The organism is Rhizobacter sp. SG703, assembly GCF_012275445.1.
In the GTDB taxonomy this organism is placed as follows: Bacteria; Pseudomonadota; Gammaproteobacteria; order Burkholderiales; family Burkholderiaceae_C; genus Rhizobacter.
Genome location: NZ_JAAZQK010000007.1, coordinates 16378 through 32070, shown reverse-complemented (window position 1 = coordinate 32070; position 15693 = coordinate 16378). Strand labels below are relative to the sequence as shown.

The 15693-nt window shown below is 69.1% G+C and carries 12 protein-coding genes; 9 read left to right on the top strand and 3 right to left on the bottom strand.

Annotation, left to right across the window (positions count from 1 at the left end; translation table 11 throughout):
* The first annotated feature begins 77 nt into the window (after positions 1 to 77).
* A complete protein-coding gene (locus FHT26_RS15735; RefSeq protein WP_168561074.1) occupies positions 78 to 1748 on the top strand; it encodes a xylosidase/arabinosidase in 1671 nt (556 codons plus the stop codon).
* On the opposite strand, the gene FHT26_RS15730 is transcribed toward FHT26_RS15735, so the two are convergent.
* Positions 1742 to 2257: a CBS domain-containing protein gene (locus tag FHT26_RS15730; protein WP_168561073.1), complete on the bottom strand. Its 516-nt coding sequence runs from the start codon at positions 2255 to 2257 to the stop codon at positions 1742 to 1744. The two genes, FHT26_RS15735 and FHT26_RS15730, sit on opposite strands and share 7 nt — an antisense overlap.
* Before the next feature lie 158 nt (positions 2258 to 2415).
* Here FHT26_RS15730 and FHT26_RS15725 point away from each other — a divergent pair, with 158 nt between their 5' ends.
* On the top strand, positions 2416 to 3810 hold the full coding sequence (locus FHT26_RS15725; RefSeq protein WP_210427435.1) for a hypothetical protein: 1395 nt from the start codon (positions 2416 to 2418) through the stop codon (positions 3808 to 3810).
* Between the two features lie 15 nt (positions 3811 to 3825).
* On the opposite strand, the gene FHT26_RS15720 is transcribed toward FHT26_RS15725, so the two are convergent.
* Positions 3826 to 5064, bottom strand: coding sequence for an HD-GYP domain-containing protein (locus FHT26_RS15720; protein WP_168561072.1), 1239 nt, complete (start codon positions 5062 to 5064; stop codon positions 3826 to 3828).
* A gap of 224 nt (positions 5065 to 5288) precedes the next feature.
* Between FHT26_RS15720 and FHT26_RS30360 the strand changes: the two genes are divergently transcribed.
* From FHT26_RS30360 to FHT26_RS15685, 7 genes are all read left to right on the top strand, one after another.
* Positions 5289 to 7442, top strand: coding sequence for an ATP-binding protein (locus tag FHT26_RS30360; RefSeq protein WP_168561071.1), 2154 nt, complete (start codon positions 5289 to 5291; stop codon positions 7440 to 7442).
* Positions 7443 to 7607: 165 nt separating this feature from the next.
* Positions 7608 to 8834 (top strand): ROK family protein, encoded by a 1227-nt coding sequence (locus FHT26_RS15710; protein ID WP_168561404.1) that lies wholly within the window; start codon positions 7608 to 7610, stop codon positions 8832 to 8834.
* Complete coding sequence (locus tag FHT26_RS15705; protein ID WP_168561070.1) at positions 8831 to 10318, top strand: sugar ABC transporter ATP-binding protein; 1488 nt, start codon at positions 8831 to 8833, stop codon at positions 10316 to 10318. Before FHT26_RS15710 ends, FHT26_RS15705 begins: the two co-directional genes overlap by 4 nt.
* A 1-nt stretch (position 10319) precedes the next feature.
* Positions 10320 to 11366, top strand: a complete 1047-nt coding sequence (locus FHT26_RS15700) for an ABC transporter permease (protein ID WP_168561069.1) — start codon at positions 10320 to 10322, stop codon at positions 11364 to 11366.
* Positions 11367 to 11458: 92 nt separating this feature from the next.
* Positions 11459 to 12409 (top strand): substrate-binding domain-containing protein, encoded by a 951-nt coding sequence (locus FHT26_RS15695; RefSeq protein WP_168561068.1) that lies wholly within the window; start codon positions 11459 to 11461, stop codon positions 12407 to 12409.
* Positions 12410 to 12430: 21 nt separating this feature from the next.
* Entirely contained in the window at positions 12431 to 13429 is a 999-nt protein-coding gene (locus tag FHT26_RS15690) for a sugar phosphate isomerase/epimerase family protein (RefSeq protein WP_168561067.1), read from the top strand.
* A 10-nt stretch (positions 13430 to 13439) separates the two neighbouring features.
* A complete protein-coding gene (locus FHT26_RS15685; RefSeq protein ID WP_168561066.1) occupies positions 13440 to 14591 on the top strand; it encodes a Gfo/Idh/MocA family protein in 1152 nt (383 codons plus the stop codon).
* 9 nt (positions 14592 to 14600) lie between these two features.
* Here the strand turns inward: FHT26_RS15685 and FHT26_RS15680 are convergent, their stop codons facing one another.
* Positions 14601 to 15566, bottom strand: a complete 966-nt coding sequence (locus tag FHT26_RS15680) for an inositol monophosphatase family protein (protein WP_168561065.1) — start codon at positions 15564 to 15566, stop codon at positions 14601 to 14603.
* Positions 15567 to 15693: the final 127 nt, after the last annotated feature.

Sequence of the window (15693 nt, the reverse complement as noted above, 5' to 3'; positions counted from 1 at the left end):
CGGTGACCGAAGTGTCAGAGACGTTTCGACTGGAAACGATTCCACTTTTTTGACGTCGAGCGGCTACGCTGCCGCCCATGAACATCCTCCAACGCTGGCGCGCGGTCGCCGCATCCGTCATCCTGGCGGCTCCGTTGATGACGCCGGCGCAGGCGCAGACGGTCGATTCGTCGACGCTGGTCGGCAAGGTCCTCGTCGGCTACCAGGCCTGGTTCCGCTGCCCGGGCGACGGCAGCCCGGGCAACGGCTGGTCGCACTGGTCGAACGGCGCGCCGTCGGCCGGCACGCTGGCGATCGATGCCTATCCCGACCTGGGCGGGCTGCCCCAGGCCTCGCTGTGCACTGTGCCCGGCATGACGGTGCAGGGCCAGCCTGCCCGGCTGTTCTCGTCGTACCCGAAGGAGACGGCCGACACGCACTTCCAGTGGATGCGCAGCTACGGCATCGACGGCGCGCTGCTGCAGCGTTTCGTCAGCGACATCCCGTGGCTGCGCAGCGAGAAGGACGTGGTGCTGCAGAACCTGCGCAACGCGGCCGAACGATACGGCCGAACGTTCGCGATCGAGTACGACCTGAGCATGGACTACACCCAGGTCAGCGACGACGCGCTGATGGCGAAGCTGCAGGAGGACTGGCAGCACCTGGCGAACGAGCTGAAGCTGACCGCCAGCCCGGCCTACCTGAAGCAGGGCGGCAAACCGATCGTCTCGTTGTGGGGGCTGGGCTTCGGAGACGCGAACCATGTGAACCGGCCGGCGCTCGGGCAGCGCATCGTCGACTGGTTCAAGACGCAGGCGCAGGTCACGGTGATGGGCGGTGTGCCGGGCGGCTGGAAGGTGGGCGGACGTTCGAGCTCGGCCGATCCGGGCTGGGCCGCGGTGTATGCGTCGCTCGACGTCGTGCAGCCGTGGGCTGTCGGCTCGTTCGGCGATGCGGCTGGCGCCGACAACTGGAAGGCGCAGGTGCTGCAGCCGGACCTGGCGCAGGCGCGTGCGAACAAGCAGCTGTACCTGCCGGTGATCTTCCCCGGCTTCTCGTGGCACAACCTGATGAAGAACGCGCCGCAGAACCAGATCCCGCGCGATGGCGGCCGCTTCCTGTGGCGCCAGGCCTTCAATGCGCGCGATGCCGGCGCGGTGGCGGTGAAGATCGCGATGTTCGACGAGGTCAACGAATCGACGGCGATCTTCAAGGTGGCGAGCAAGCGCAGCGCGGCGCCGGACCAGGGCTACTGGCTGACGCTGGACGCCGACGGCCGCGACCTGCCGAGCGATTGGTACCTGCGGCTGGCCTACGAGGTGGCGCGCGTCTACAGCGGCCAGGTGGCAAACGGCGCGACGATGCCGGCCAACCCCGGCCCGGGGTCGACGACCGAGCCGCCTGCGCCACCACCCCCGCCGCCGGTCTCAGGCTGCGGCGTGGTGCCCGCCAACACGCTGCTGCCGGTCAACCGGCCGCTGAACTCCTGCGACGGCCGCTTCCAGCTGTGGATGCAGTCCGACGGAAACCTGGTGCTGTACCAGGGCAACCAGCCGCTGTGGTCCAGCGGCACCGCCGGCAAGGCGGTCGGCAAGATCGCGATGCAGGGCGACGGCAACCTGGTGATCTACGACCCGGCCAACCGGCCGTTCTGGGCCAGCAACACCTCCGGCCACCCGGGGGCGCACCTGACGCTGCAGAACGACGGCAACCTGGTGGTCTACCTGGGCAGCCAGGCGCTGTGGGCGTCGGGCAGCTGCTGTCATTGAGCAGCTGCGGGCGGCGACGCCGGATCGTCGCGCTCGCGCACCGCGGCGAGGACATTCGGGTCCGTCGTCTTGACGCGCTCGGTGGCCGGTTCGGCGGGCTCCGAAATGCCTTCCAGCGCATCGCCGGCCTCGCCCTGGTCGTGCTTGACGGCCAGGTCGCCCAGGCTCACCAGCCCGACCACGTGACGTTCCGCGTCGACGACCGGCATGCGGCGCACCTGCGCGTCGCGCATCGACTCCAGCACGTCTTCGACCGGCTGGTCTTCGGTGCAGGCCTGCGGGTCGCGCGTCATCACCTCGTCGAGCGACGTGTCGTCGACGGCGCGGCCTGACGCCACCGCGCGCAGCACGATGTCGCGGTCGGTCACGATGCCGACGAGCCGGTCGGCGTCGCACACCGGCAGCGAGCCGACGTCCATCTCGGCCATCAGCTTCGCCGCGATCACGACCTTGTCGCTCGGCGACAGCGTGCGCACGTTGCGCGTCATCACATCGGCAATGCGGGTCATGGGGATCTCCTTGCGTAGTGGTTGAGGTTGGAACCCGAGCTGCCCTGAACGCGGCAATCGACGTTCCGCTGCCGGTGCCGTGCGGCGACGGCGAAGGTTCGCTGGGCACACCGATTGCCCGCCGCTCTCGCGTCGCGTGACGCTACAGGGAGCCCACCATGTCCACACTCGAACGGCTGGTTGCCACCGCCGGATTGTTTGCCCTCGCCTTGCAGGCCGGCGCCGCCGACCCGCTGCCGCCGGATGCCACCTACCGGCCCTTGCCGACCCAGCCGCTTTCTGCCGTCAAGGCGGCCGATGAGGCGGCCAAGCCGGCGGTGATGCAGCGCCAGTCGGCGCTGCTGAACCAGCGCTACGACCTCGCGAACCGGCCGATGCCGGGCGTGATGATGTCGGGCGGCCGGCGCGCGGTGCAGGACGGCGTGCGGGTGCGCCTGCCGGCCGGCCAGTCGTGGGATTCGCTGGCGCGCATGACCCCGGCCGACATCCGCGAGCGCAACCTGCTGCCGGCCGGCTTCCGGCCGCTGCCGCACGTCAAGCAGGCCAGCGGCGGCCAGGTGTTTCCCGACCACCAGATCAACGAGATCGCGCGGCAGGAGCAACGCGATTTGCGGCGCTTCGATGTGGATTTCGACCTGCCGGACCACCTGACGCCGGAGTTCCCGTCGCCGATCTACCTGACGACGCACCCTGAGCTCGGCGACGTCTCGCGCGGCCAGGTGCTGACGCTGGCGAACTACTACGATGCGCTCGTCGGCATCGTCACGCCGGTGCAGATGGAAGGCATGCGCCTGCTGCTGACGCCGTTCCCGCAGGAGGAGTTCAACCAGACCGAGGACCGCAAGGTGGCAGCGCCGAGCCGCGGCGTGACCTGCCTGGACTGCCACGTCAACTTCAACACCAACGCGGCCTTCCACCTGACGCCCGACCTGCGGCCGCAGGCGTCGCGCTTCCGGCTCGACACCACCAGCCTGCGCGGGCTGTTCAACCAGCAGATCCACGGCTCCAAGCGTTCGTTGCGCTCGGTCGAGGATTTCACCGAATTCGAGCAGCGCACCGCCTACTTCAACGGCGACCACGTGAGTGCCGCGCGCAAGGGCGTCAACCTGCCCGACCGCGCGAGCCAGGTCGCGATGATGGCGCAGATGCAGAACATCATCGACTTCCCGCCGGCCCCGAAGCTCGACGCGGCCGGCCGGCTCGACCCGGCGCGCGCGACGCCGCAGGAACTGGCCGGCGAGAAGCTGTTCACCGGCAAGGCGCGCTGTGCCGAATGCCATGTGCCGGCGACCGCGTTCATGGACCAGCAGATGCACGACCTGAAGCTGGAGCGCTTCTACCGCACCGGCGTGGCCAGCAACGACCTGGTGCCGGTGCCGGACGGGCCGATCAAGACCTTCACGCTGCGCGGCATCAAGGATTCGCCGCCCTACCTGCACGACGGCCGGCTGCTGACGCTGGACGACACCGTCGAGTTCTTCAACCTGGTGCTCGGCCTGCGGCTGAACCCGCAGGAGAAGGAGGCCCTGACGGCCTACATGCTGGCGCTGTAGCCGGCCGATCCGCGCTCAGTTGCGCTGCACGCCGGCCAGGATGTCGAGGTCCTTGAACTTCCAGTCGTCCGGCGATTCGCAGCGCAGCACCTTGTCCTGGCACCAGGCGCTGCCCAGGTCCAGCTCCATCGGCTCGATGCGCATGTTGGACTTGGTGCTGAAGAAGGCCTTGACCTTCGGGGCCAGCAGGTTCTGCGCGTTCTGCGCCGTGACCACCGCGAGCTTGCCGGACTGCAGGCGCAGCAGCGAGCCGACCGGGTAGATGCCCACCGTCTTGACGAAGGCCTGGAACACGCGCGGCTCGAAGTGGCCTTTCCATTGCGCCATGCGGCGCAAGGCCTCGCCCGGATCCCAGCCGCTCTTGTAGGGCCGCACCGAGGTGATCGCGTCGTACACGTCGCAGACGGCGCCCATCTTCGCGAACAGGCTGATCTGCTCGCCGGCGAGCTGGTGCGGGTAGCCGCTGCCGTCGACCTTCTCGTGGTGGTGCAGGCACACGTCGAGCACCACCGCGCCGGCGCTGCCGCCTTCGAGCAGCATCTCGTGGCCGCGCTCGGGGTGGCTCTTCATGATGTCGAACTCGGCATCGGTGAGCTTGCCCGGCTTGTTCAGCACCTCGAGCGGCATCACTGCCTTGCCCAGGTCGTGCAGCATGCCGGCGAGGCCGGCCTTCTTCAGCTGCTCGCCCTGCAGGCCGAGCTGGCGGCCGAGCGAGACCATCAGCGCGCAGACGGCCACCGAATGCATGTAGGTGTATTCGTCGGCGCGCTTGAGCCGCGCGACGCTGATCAGCGCGCCGGGGTTGCGCAGCACCGATTCGGAGATCTCCTCGACGAGCTCCTCGCACTGGCCGGCGTCGATCGCCTTGCCCAGCCGGGCCTCGCCGAACATCGACGCGATCTTCGGGACCGAGCGGCGGTACAGCGCGGCAGCCTTGGCCATCGCGGCCTCGCCCGTGTTGAGCGCGTCGAATTCCATCGGCATCGACGCGACGAATTCCAGTTCGCGCTCGACCTCGTCGGCGACGGCTTCCTGCGTGATGGCCCTTGCCGTCGCCGCGAGGCCTTCGACATCCAGGCCCTTGCCGGTGTCGATCCACAGCTCGGTGACGCCGCCGGACTTGATGCGTTCGAAGTCGGCGTCGGATTTCAGCGTGAACTTGGAGCGCCAGAACGGGTGGTCCATCCACGAGCCGCAGAACTCGTGGACGTGCATGCCCATCCTCAACTGTCCAACGGGAATCTTCTTGATCAAGCGCGGCTTTCAGGCGTGTGCACAATTTCACAGCGGCGACGCGCCTCCCCTGACGGACGTCCACTTGCGCAGGATATCGGCATCGCTGGAGGGCAATTGAGGACGTTACCGGTCGGTTTTCACGCGAGTTCGAGCACCGCCACCGGCAATGCAGTCGTTCGAGGCCGGGCCCCTGCCGAAACCCCAGATTGCGCCGCCCGCCGCGCCGGGCTACAAGCCATGCCATGCCCATCACCCCGCCGGCGAACCCCCTGCCGAATCCGCCGCGCCGCAAGTTCGCTGCGGTGCTGGTTGGCTCGGCGCTGGCCGCCTCCGGACTGATCGGCTGGCTGCTGTGGACGGCCCGTCAGGACGCCATCCAGTCGGCCCAGACCACCGCGCTGAACTACGCCCGCACGCTGGAGGTGCGCATGGACGGCACCTTTCGCCGCACCGATGCGGTGCTGCGCGCGTTGGCGCAGCAGGTGCCGCCCGAGGCGCTCGCGCCGCAGGGCGAGCTGGCTTACGCCCCGCCGATCAATGGCGAACTCGATGCGATGCTGCGCGATTTCGACGAACTGATCGCGCTGCGCATCATCGACGCCGGCGGCGAGCAGCGTTACGTGACCTCCTCGTCCAGCGCACCGCGGGTCAACTATGCAGACCGGTCGTTCTTCGAAACTTACCAGCGCGATCCGCAGGCCGACCTGCTGTTCTCCGAGGTCGTGACCGGCCGCGTCAGCCAGCGCCCGACGATGGTGATGACCCGCGCGCTGCGCGACCCGCAGGGCCGCTTCTACGGCGCGGCGCTGGCGCCGCTGGACCTCAGCTACTTCCAGCAGCAGTTCCGCAAGCTCGACATCGGTCGCAACGGCGCGGTGTTCCTGCGCCGCACCGACGCCGGGCAGCTGGTGCTGCGCTGGCCGCAGATCGACGCCGAGGTCAACAAGCCGATGCCGGCCGGCCAGCCGATCCTGCAGGCGGTGCGCTCGGGGCAGCAGGAGACCGTCAACGAGTACGTCGCCTTCACCGACGGCGTGCGGCGCATCTCGGGCACCGTGGTCGTGAAGGGCTACCCGTTCTTCCTGACGGTGGCGCTGAGCCACGACGACGTGCTCGCCAACTGGCGGCGGCTGGCGCTGCTGACCGCGCTGGCCTGGGGGCTGCTGCACCTGCTGATGGCGCTGATGATCCGCCGGCTGTGGCGCAGCGACCGCGAGCGCCGCTCGCTCGAGGCGCAGTTGCGCGAGTCGCAGCGCATCGAGTCGATCGGCACGCTGGCGGGCGGCATCGCGCACGACTTCAACAACATCCTGGCGGCGATCCTCGGCAACGTCGCGCTGGCGCGCGAGGACATCGGCGCCGGCCACCCGGCGCTCGCGAGCCTGGAGCAGATCCACAAGGCCAGCGTGCGCGCGCGCGACCTGGTGCAGCAGATCCTCGCGTTCGGCCGCCGCCAGCCGCAGGCGCTGGTCAACCAGCCGCTGCAGCCGCTGGTCGAGGAATCGGTCCGGCTTCTGCGCTCCACCTTGCCAGCCGGGGTGTCGCTCGCCTGCCGGATGACGCCGCAGCCGCTGCACGCCAATGCCGACGGCACCCAGGTGCAGCAGGTGCTGATGAACTTGTGCACCAACGCCTGGCATGCGCTGCACGGGCGGCCGGGGCGCATCGAGGTCGGGCTGGAGCCGCATGAGGTGGAGCCCGGCGCCGAGCGCGCGGCCCGCACCACGCCGCCGCTGGCCGCCGGCCACTACGCGCACCTGTGGGTGCAGGACAGCGGCTCCGGCATGGACGCGGCCACGCAGGCGCGCATCTTCGAACCCTTCTTCACGACCAAGCCGACCGGGCAGGGCACCGGGCTCGGGCTGTCGGTGGTGCACGGCATCGTCGCGGCGCACCACGGTGCGATCCGCGTCGACAGCGAGCCCGGGCGCGGCACGACGATGCACCTCTACGTGCCGACCACCGATGCGGCGCCGGCCGAAGAGCCCTTGCCGGTCACCGCGCCCGGGGCCTTGCAGGGTGCCGGGCAGCATGTGGCCTACATCGACGACGACGAGGTCATCGCGCTGATGGTGGAGCGGCTGCTGCGGCAGGCCGGCTATCGCGTCACCTCGTTCCGCGACGGGCACGAGGCGGTGGCCGCCATCGGCGCGCAGCCGTTCGCCTTCGACCTGGTGATCACCGACTTCAACATGCCCGGCTACTCGGGCCTGGATGTCGCGCAGGCGCTGGGCATGGTCCGCGCCGACCTGCCGGTGGTGATCAGCTCGGGCTACATCACCGAAGCGCTGAGCACCCAGGCGGCCGAAGCGGGCGTGCGCGCCCTGATGCGCAAGCAGAACACGCTGGAAGAGCTGCTGCGGCTGGTGCGCAAGGTCTTGGGACCTTCGGCCTGAATTTGGTCAAAGATCGCACTTGCTGCGCCGAAGTGCTCTTCTTAGCATCGGCCCCAACGCGCTCGGCCCGGACATTCCGGTCCGAAGACGACCACAGACCGGCCGACCACGGCCGCACAGGAGACAAGCAAGGTGATCCGCTGGGACGATCTGTCGCCGGGTGAACTGGCCGTGCTGGAGACCGTGTTCTGGTCGGCCAGCAGCTCGCGCAGCGCGCTCGCCGCCGCGTCGACCTTCTCGAAAAGCAAGGCCAACGCCGCCGTCGCCGGCCTGGTCGAGCGCGGGCTGCTCGAAGAGATCGGCCTGCAGGCTTCTTCCGGCGGTCGCCGGCCGGAGGCCTTGCGCATGAGCCGCGCGGTCGGCGTGCTGGCCGGCATCGACCTCGGCGCGACCAGCCTCGATGTGGCGATCCTGTCGCCCGACATGGGCGTGCTCGCGCACCATGCCGAGCCGGCCGACGTGCGGGCCAGCCCGGCGGTGCTGCTGTCGCGCATCCGCGAGCTGCTGCGCGAACTGCTGCAGCGCTGCGGCGCGACCCGCAAGGACGTGATCGGCATCGGCATGGGCGTGCCCGGGCCGGTCGCCTTCGGCAGCGGGCTGCTGGTCAACCCGCCGCTGATGCCGGGCTGGGAAGGCCTGTCGATCCGCGACGTGCTGGGCGAGGACTACGCTGCGCCGGTCTTCATCGACAACGACGTCAACGTGATGGCGCTCGGCGAGCTGTGGCGGCTGCACCGGCAGCTGCCGAACTTCCTGGTGGTCAAGATCGGCACCGGCATCGGCTGCGGCATCGTCTGCCATGGCGAGGTCTACCGCGGGGCCGACGGTTCGGCCGGCGACGTCGGCCACATCTGCGTCGACCCCGACGGCCCGCGCTGCCATTGCGGCAACCTCGGCTGCGTCGAGGCGATGGCGGCCGGGCCGGCGATCTCGCGCATGGCGGTCGAGGCGGCGCAGTCGGGCCAGAGCGCGCTGCTGGGCCAGGTGCTGGCGGCCCAGGGCAGCATCTCGCCGGTCGACGTCGGCCAGGCCAGCCGGGCCGGCGACGCCGCCGCCCACGGCATCGTGCAGAAGGCCGGCACGCGGATCGGGCAGATGCTGGCGTCCATCGTCAACTTCTTCAACCCGTCGCATGTGTTCATCGGCGGCGGCATCACCGGCATCGGGCCGCTGCTGCTGGCGTCGATCCGGCAGAGCGTTTATCACCGCTCGCTGGCGCTGTCGACGCGCCACCTGGACATCCAGTACGCGCCGCTCGGCGAGCGGACCGGGGTGATCGGCGCCGGCGTCCTCGCATTGCAGGAAGCGATGCGCACACCCGTCGCCCGGATGCCGGTCCGGGATGCCGGCGATTCGCAGAGACCCGGATTCGCATCCGGGCTGCGGGCATGAGCCTTCGCGTGGATTTCGCCGACGTGACCAAGGACTTCGGCCCGGTGCGCGTGCTGCATGGCGTCAGCTTCGAACTCGAACCGGGCCGCGTCGTCGGCCTGCTCGGCGAGAACGGCGCCGGCAAGTCGACGCTGATGAAGATCCTGTCGGGTTACGAAGCCTTGAGCGCCGGCGAGCTGCGCATCGACGGCACGCCGCAGCGATTCGCGAATTCGCGCGATGCCGAGCGCTGCGGCATCGTGCTGATCCACCAGGAGTTCAACCTGGCCGAGGACCTGAGCATCGCGCAGAACATCTTCCTCGGCCACGAGCGTCGCCGCGGCTGGCTGCTCGACGATGCGGCGATGCGCGACGAAGCGCGCCGCGTGCTGCAGCAAGTGGGACTGCAGGCCGACCCCGACACGCGGGTGCGCGAGCTTATCGTCGCCGAGAAGCAGCTGGTCGAGATCGCGAAGGCGCTGTCGCGCAAGGCGCGGCTGCTGATCATGGACGAGCCGACCGCGACGCTGACCCCCGGCGAAACCCAGCGCCTGTTCGCGCTGATCGCGCAGCTGAAGGCCGACGGCGTGACCATCGTCTACATCTCGCACAAGCTCGACGAGGTGGAGCGCATCACCGACGAGATCGTCGTGATGCGCGACGGCCGTTTCGTCACCCGGGCGCCGACCGCCGGGCTGTCGCGCCAGCAGATGGCCAACCTGATGGTCGGCCGCGAGCTGTCGGACATGTTCCCGGTGAAGCTGCCGGTGGCCGGTGCGCCGGTGCCGCTGCTGAAGGTCGAGGGCCTCAGCGTGCCCGGCTGGGCGCAGGACGTGAGCTTCGAGGTGCGCCCCGGCGAGATCCTCGGCTTCGCCGGGCTGGTCGGCGCCGGCCGCACCGAGATGTTCGAAGGCCTGCTGGGGCTGCGCCCGCGCAGCGCCGGGCGCATCGTGCTGAATGGCCAGCAGCACTCGCTGCGCAGCCCCCGGGACGCCGCGCAGCATGGCCTGACCTACCTCAGCGAAGACCGCAAGGGCAAGGGCCTGCACGTGCGGCTCTCGCTGCGCGACAACCTGACGCTGATGGACCTGGCGCGCCACACGCATCCGCTGCTCGACCCGGCGTCCGAGGAGCGGGCGCTGCAGCAGGCGGTGGCGGATTTCGGCATCCGCACCCGCGACCTCGGCAGCCGGGCGTCGTCGCTGTCCGGCGGCAACCAGCAGAAGCTCGCGATCGCGAAGGTGCTGCAGCCGCAGCCGCGCGTGGTGGTGCTCGACGAGCCGACGCGCGGCGTCGACGTCGGCGCCAAGCGCGACATCTATTTCCTGATCCAGCGCCTGGCCGAGCAGGGCCGCGGCGTGGTCGTCATTTCATCCGAGCTGATCGAGCTGATCGGGCTGTGCCACCGCGTCGCGGTGATGCGCGCCGGCCGGCTGCAGGCCACGCTGTCGGCCGAGCACCTGACCGAAGAGGAGTTGATTGCGCATGCCACCGGAACGCATTGAGATGACGACCCCTCGTCCGTCGGGTACGCCGGCCGATCCCCCGGGCGAGACCGGGCCGGCTTGGGGCGGCCCGGCCTCGCCTGTCACGGCCGCCTGGCGTGTGCGCCTGCGATCGGCGGGCCCGTGGCTCGGCCTGGTGCTGCTGTGCATCGCCGGCACGCTGCTGAACGGCGATTTCGCGACCTGGGACAACGCGATGAACGTGCTGACCCGCACCGCCTTCATCGGCATCATCGCGGTCGGCATGTGCTTCGTGATCATCGGCGGCGGCATCGACCTGTCGGTCGGCTCGATGGCGGCGCTGATCGCCGGCAGCATGATCCTGCTGATGAACGGCATCGCCGCGCAGGTCGGCTCGCCGCTGCTGACGGTGGCGATCGGCATCGTGTTCGCGCTCGCGCTCGGCGCGGTCTTCGGTCTTGCGCACGGGCTGCTCGTCACGAAGGGGCGCATCGAGCCCTTCATCGTCACGCTCGGCACGCTGGGCATCTTCCGGGCGTACCTCACCTACCTGGCGAACGGCGGCGCGATCACGCTCGACGGCAAGCTGTCCGACGCCTACAGCCCGGTCTACTACGGCAGCCTGCTCGGCGTGCCGTTCCCGATCTGGGTGTTCGCCGCGGTCGCGCTGGTCGGCGCGCTGATCCTGAACCGCACCGGCTACGGCCGCTACGTGCAGGCGATCGGCTCGAACGAGCAGGTCGCGCGCTATGCGGCGGTCAACGTCGACCGCATCAAGGTGCTGACCTACATGCTGCTCGGCGTGTGCGTCGGCGTGGCCACCGTGCTGTACGTGCCGCGGCTGGGCTCGGCCTCGCCGACCACCGGGCTGCTGTGGGAACTGGAAGCGATCGCCGCGGTGATCGTCGGCGGCACCGCGCTGAAGGGCGGCGAAGGCCGCATCACCGGCACCGTGGTCGGCGCGATCCTGCTCTCGGTGATCAGCAACATCCTGAACCTCACCAGCATCATCAGCGTGTACCTGAACGCCGCCGTGCAGGGCGTCGTGATCATCATCGTCGCGTTCCTGCAGCGCGGCCGCCGCTAGAGGAGGGTAGTGCCACGACACAAGCCCCCGATACCCCTGGGCCCGCAACGGCCCGTTCCACCAGACCAGATCGACAACAGGAGACAAGTTCCATGAAGTTCATTCCCCGCATCGTCATCGCGCTCGCAGCCCTCGCGGCCGGCACCGGCGCATTCGCCCAGGACAAGGTCGTGATGGGCGTGTCCATCCCGGCGGCCACGCACGGCTGGGCCGGCGGCGTCGTCTACTGGGCCAACCGCACCAAGGCGGAGCTCGAGAAGGCCCACCCCGGCCTGCAGGTGATCGTGAAGACCGCCGGTTCGGCCTCGGAGCAGGCCAACCAGGTGCAGGACCTGCAGACGGTGAACAAGATCAACACGCTGGTGATCCTGCCGTTCGAGTCGGCGCCGCTGACGCAGCCGGTGGCGCAGGTCAAGTCCAAGGGCGTGTACGTCACCGTGGTCGACCGCGGCCTGACCGACACCAGCGCGCAGAACGCCTACGTGGCCGGCGACAACCCCGGCTTCGGCAAGGTGGCCGCCGAATACATGGCCAAGGCGATGGGCGGCAAGGGCAACGTGGTGATCCTGCGCGGCATCCCGACGGTGATCGACAACCAGCGCGTCGACGCCTTCAACGCGGTGATGAAGACGCATCCGGACATCAAGGTGCTGGACGCCAAGCACGGCAACTGGAACCGCGACGATGCCTTCAAGGTGATGCAGGACTACCTGACGCGCTTCAAGCAGATCGATGCGGTGTGGGCGTCGGACGACGACATGGCCGTGGGCGTGCAGAAGGCCATCGAGCAGGCCAGGCGCAGCGACGTCAAGCTCGTGATCGGCGGCGCCGGTTCGAAGGACTACATCAAGAAGGTGATGGACGGCGACAAGATCGTCAGCGCCGACGTGACCTACTCGCCGAGCATGATCGCCGACGCGATGAAGATGACGGCCGAGGCGCGCGTGAAGGGTGCGGCGATGCCGGCCACCACCATCATCCCGTCGGTGCTGATCACGAAGGACAACGCGGCGAAGTACTACGTGCCCGACTCTCCGTTCTGACTTTTCTTCGAGGAGACCACCATGGCCAGACCCGTCACCCTGTTCACCGGCCAGTGGGCCGACCTGTCGCTCGCCGAACTGGCACCCCTCGCGAAAGCCATGGGTTACGACGGGCTGGAGCTCGCCTGCTGGGGCGACCATTTCAACGTGCAGGAAGCACTGCAGTCGGAACGCTACGTCGCCGACAAGCGCCGGCTGCTGGAGCAGCACGGCCTGCAGTGCTTCGCGATCGGCAACCACCTGACCGGCCAGGCGGTGTGCGACCTGATCGACGAGCGGCACAAGGCGATCCTGCCGGCCCATGTGTGGGGCGACGGCGAGCCTGAGGGCGTGCGCCGGCGCGCCGCGAAGGAGATGCAGGACACCGCTCGCGCCGCCGCGAAGTTCGGCGCGAAGACGGTGACCGGCTTCACCGGCTCGTCGATCTGGCATGCGCTGTATGCGTTCCCGCCGACGAACCAGGCGTTCTGGAACCGGGGCTTCGAGGACTTCGCGGCGCGCTGGACGCCGATCCTCGACATGTTCGAGGAGGTCGACGTGAACTTCGCGCTCGAGGTGCACCCGACCGAGATCGCGTTCGACGTCGCGAGCAGCCAGCGCGCGATCGACGCGGTGAAGGGCCATGCGCGCTTCGGCTTCAACTTCGACCCGAGCCACCTGGGGTACCAGGGCGTCGACTACGTCAAGTTCCTGCGCACCTTCGGCCCACGCATCTTCAACGTGCACATGAAGGACGTGTGGTGGGGCAAGGGCGACGGCACGGTCGGCGTGTTCGGCGGCCACACCAGCTTCGGCGACGCGCGGCGCTTCTGGGACTTCCGCAGCGTCGGGCGCGGCATGATCGACTTCGAGGGGATCATCGTCGCGCTGAACGACATCCGCTATGCCGGGCCGCTGAGCGTCGAATGGGAAGACAGCCGCATGGACCGGGTGCACGGCGCCACCGAGAGCGCGGCGTTCTCGCGCCGGCTCGATTTCAAGCCGTCGGCGCGTGCGTTCGACGCGTCGTTCGAGAAATGAGGGGCTGCTGATGCGCAAGCTGCGATATGCGATGGTCGGTGGCGGCCGGGGCGCGTTCATCGGTGCGGTGCACCGCAAGGCGATGGCGCTGGATGGGCAGATCGAGCTGGTGGCCGGTGCGCTGTCGGCCGATGCCGAGCGCGCGCGCGCGTCGGGGCGCGACCTCGGGCTGGCCGACGCGCGCAACCACGGCAACTGGCAGGCGCTGCTCGACGACGAGCTGAAACGCCCGCGTGGCGAGCGCATCGATTTCGTCAGCATCGTCACGCCGAACCATGTGCACTTCGAGGTGGCGAAGGCCTTCACCGACGCCGGCATCCACGTGGTGTGCGACAAGCCGCTGGTGCACACCAGCGAGCAGGCGCAGGCGCTGGTCGCGGCTTGCGAGCGCAGCGGCACGGTGTTCGGCGTCACGCACAACTACACCGGCTACCCGATGGTGAGGCAGGCGCGCGAGATGGTGCGCAGCGGCGAGCTCGGCGAGATCCGCAAGGTGATCGTCGAGTACAACCAGGGCTGGCTCGCGACGCAGCTGGAGGCCGGCGACCACAAGCAGGCCGACTGGCGCGTCGACCCGGCACGCAGCGGCATCGTCGGCGCGATGGGCGACATCGGCACGCATGCCGAGAACCTGGTCGCGAGCGTCTGTGGGCTGGAGATCGAATCGCTGTGCGCCGACCTGACCGCCTTCGTGCCGGGCCGCCGGCTCGATGACGACGGCAACCTGCTGCTGCGCTACAAGGGTGGTGCGCGCGGCGTGATGATCGCGTCGCAGATCGAGATCGGCGGCGAGAACGACCTGCGGCTGCGGGTGTTCGGCACGCAGGGGTCGCTGACCTGGCACCAGGAGGATCCGAACCTGCTGGTGCATGCCTCGCTCGACGGCCCGAAGAGATTGCTGACGCGCGGCTCGCCGTGGCTGTGCGATGCGGCGAAGAAGGCGTCGCGGCTGCCGACCGGCCATCCGGAGGCCTTCATCGAGGCGTTCGCGAACCTCTACCTCGGGGTGGCCGAGGCGATCCTCGCGAAGGAAGAGGGGCGGGCGCTTGCCCCGCTGGAAGGCGACTTCCCGACGCTTGCCGATGGCGCGCGCGGGGTGAAGTTCATGGAGAAGACGGTGGAGTCGAGCCGGTCTGCCGCGAAGTGGACGGCGTGGAACTGACGCGACCGATCAGCCCTTCAAGTCGGCCTTGCGGATCCGCACGGCCTTCTTCTTCTCCGGCTCCACCGGCTTGGCTGTTGCAGCGAACACCGACTCCGGCGTCAGCGCATGCTCGGGCACGCCGTCTGCGACGGCTGCCACCGCTGCCGCGGCGCCGTCATCCGCCTTGATCACCCGCGTGTACGGCGCCAGGATCCCGACCATCTGCCCGTAGATCTTCGGGTTGCCGGCCACCACCTCGCGCTGGTACATGAAGTCGGCTTCGCCGGTGAAGTTGCCGATCAGCCCGCCCGCTTCGGTGATCAGCAGCGAGCCGGCGGCGATGTCCCACGGGTTCAGGCCGGTCTCGAAGAAGCCGTCGTAGAAGCCGGCCGCCACGTAGCACAGGTCAAGGGCCGCAGCACCCGGGCGGCGCAGCCCGGCGCAGTTCTGCATCACCTCCTCGAACATCTTCACGTAGCGCTTGAAGTTGTCGCCCTTGCGGAACGGGAAGCCGGTGCCGATCAGCGAGTCCTGCATGCGCGTGCGCTTGGACACGCGCAGCCGCTTGTCGTTCAGGAACGCGCCGCGGCCCTTCGACGCATAGAACAGGTCGTTGCGCGTCGGGTCGTAGACCACCGCCTGCTGGATCTGGTCGCGGAACGCGAGCGCGATCGACACCGCGTAGACCGGGAAGCCGTGGATGAAGTTGGTGGTGCCGTCCAGCGGATCGATGATCCAGACGTATTCGCTGTTCTTCGCACCGTGCGTGCGGCCGGACTCTTCGGCCAGGATGCCGTGGCCGGGGTAGGCCGTCAGCAGCGTCTCGATGATGGCCTGCTCGGCCATCTGGTCCACCTCGGTCACGAAGTCGTTCGGCGACTTGGTGTTCACCTTCAGCAGGTCGAGGTCGAGCGAGGCCCGGTTGATGATCGCGCCGGCGGCGCGTGCGGCCTTGATGGCCACGTTGAGCATGGGATGCAGTGCTTGCGACATGAGGCGCCCTGAAGGTGGGAAGAGGCAGACGAAGATGAGAAAGAGCGTGCGGCGCGCGAAGCGCTGCGGATAATCCGCGATTTTAGCCGCTCGCCTTCGCCGCTGGCCCGTGCGGCTGGCGTTGCCC

What these genes read in the sequence shown, in the direction of transcription:
- FHT26_RS15680 (WP_168561065.1), bottom strand. Translation starts at nt 15,566, where the DNA reads ATGTCGCAAGCACTGCATCCCATGCTCAACGTGGCCATCAAGGCCGCA.
- FHT26_RS30360 (WP_168561071.1), top strand. Translation starts at nt 5,289, where the DNA reads ATGCCCATCACCCCGCCGGCGAACCCCCTGCCGAATCCGCCGCGCCGC.
- FHT26_RS15700 (WP_168561069.1), top strand. Translation starts at nt 10,320, where the DNA reads ATGACGACCCCTCGTCCGTCGGGTACGCCGGCCGATCCCCCGGGCGAG.
- FHT26_RS15735 (WP_168561074.1), top strand. Translation starts at nt 78, where the DNA reads ATGAACATCCTCCAACGCTGGCGCGCGGTCGCCGCATCCGTCATCCTG.
- FHT26_RS15690 (WP_168561067.1), top strand. Translation starts at nt 12,431, where the DNA reads ATGGCCAGACCCGTCACCCTGTTCACCGGCCAGTGGGCCGACCTGTCG.
- FHT26_RS15730 (WP_168561073.1), bottom strand. Translation starts at nt 2,257, where the DNA reads ATGACCCGCATTGCCGATGTGATGACGCGCAACGTGCGCACGCTGTCG.
- FHT26_RS15695 (WP_168561068.1), top strand. Translation starts at nt 11,459, where the DNA reads ATGAAGTTCATTCCCCGCATCGTCATCGCGCTCGCAGCCCTCGCGGCC.
- FHT26_RS15685 (WP_168561066.1), top strand. Translation starts at nt 13,440, where the DNA reads ATGCGCAAGCTGCGATATGCGATGGTCGGTGGCGGCCGGGGCGCGTTC.
- FHT26_RS15725 (WP_210427435.1), top strand. Translation starts at nt 2,416, where the DNA reads ATGTCCACACTCGAACGGCTGGTTGCCACCGCCGGATTGTTTGCCCTC.
- FHT26_RS15705 (WP_168561070.1), top strand. Translation starts at nt 8,831, where the DNA reads ATGAGCCTTCGCGTGGATTTCGCCGACGTGACCAAGGACTTCGGCCCG.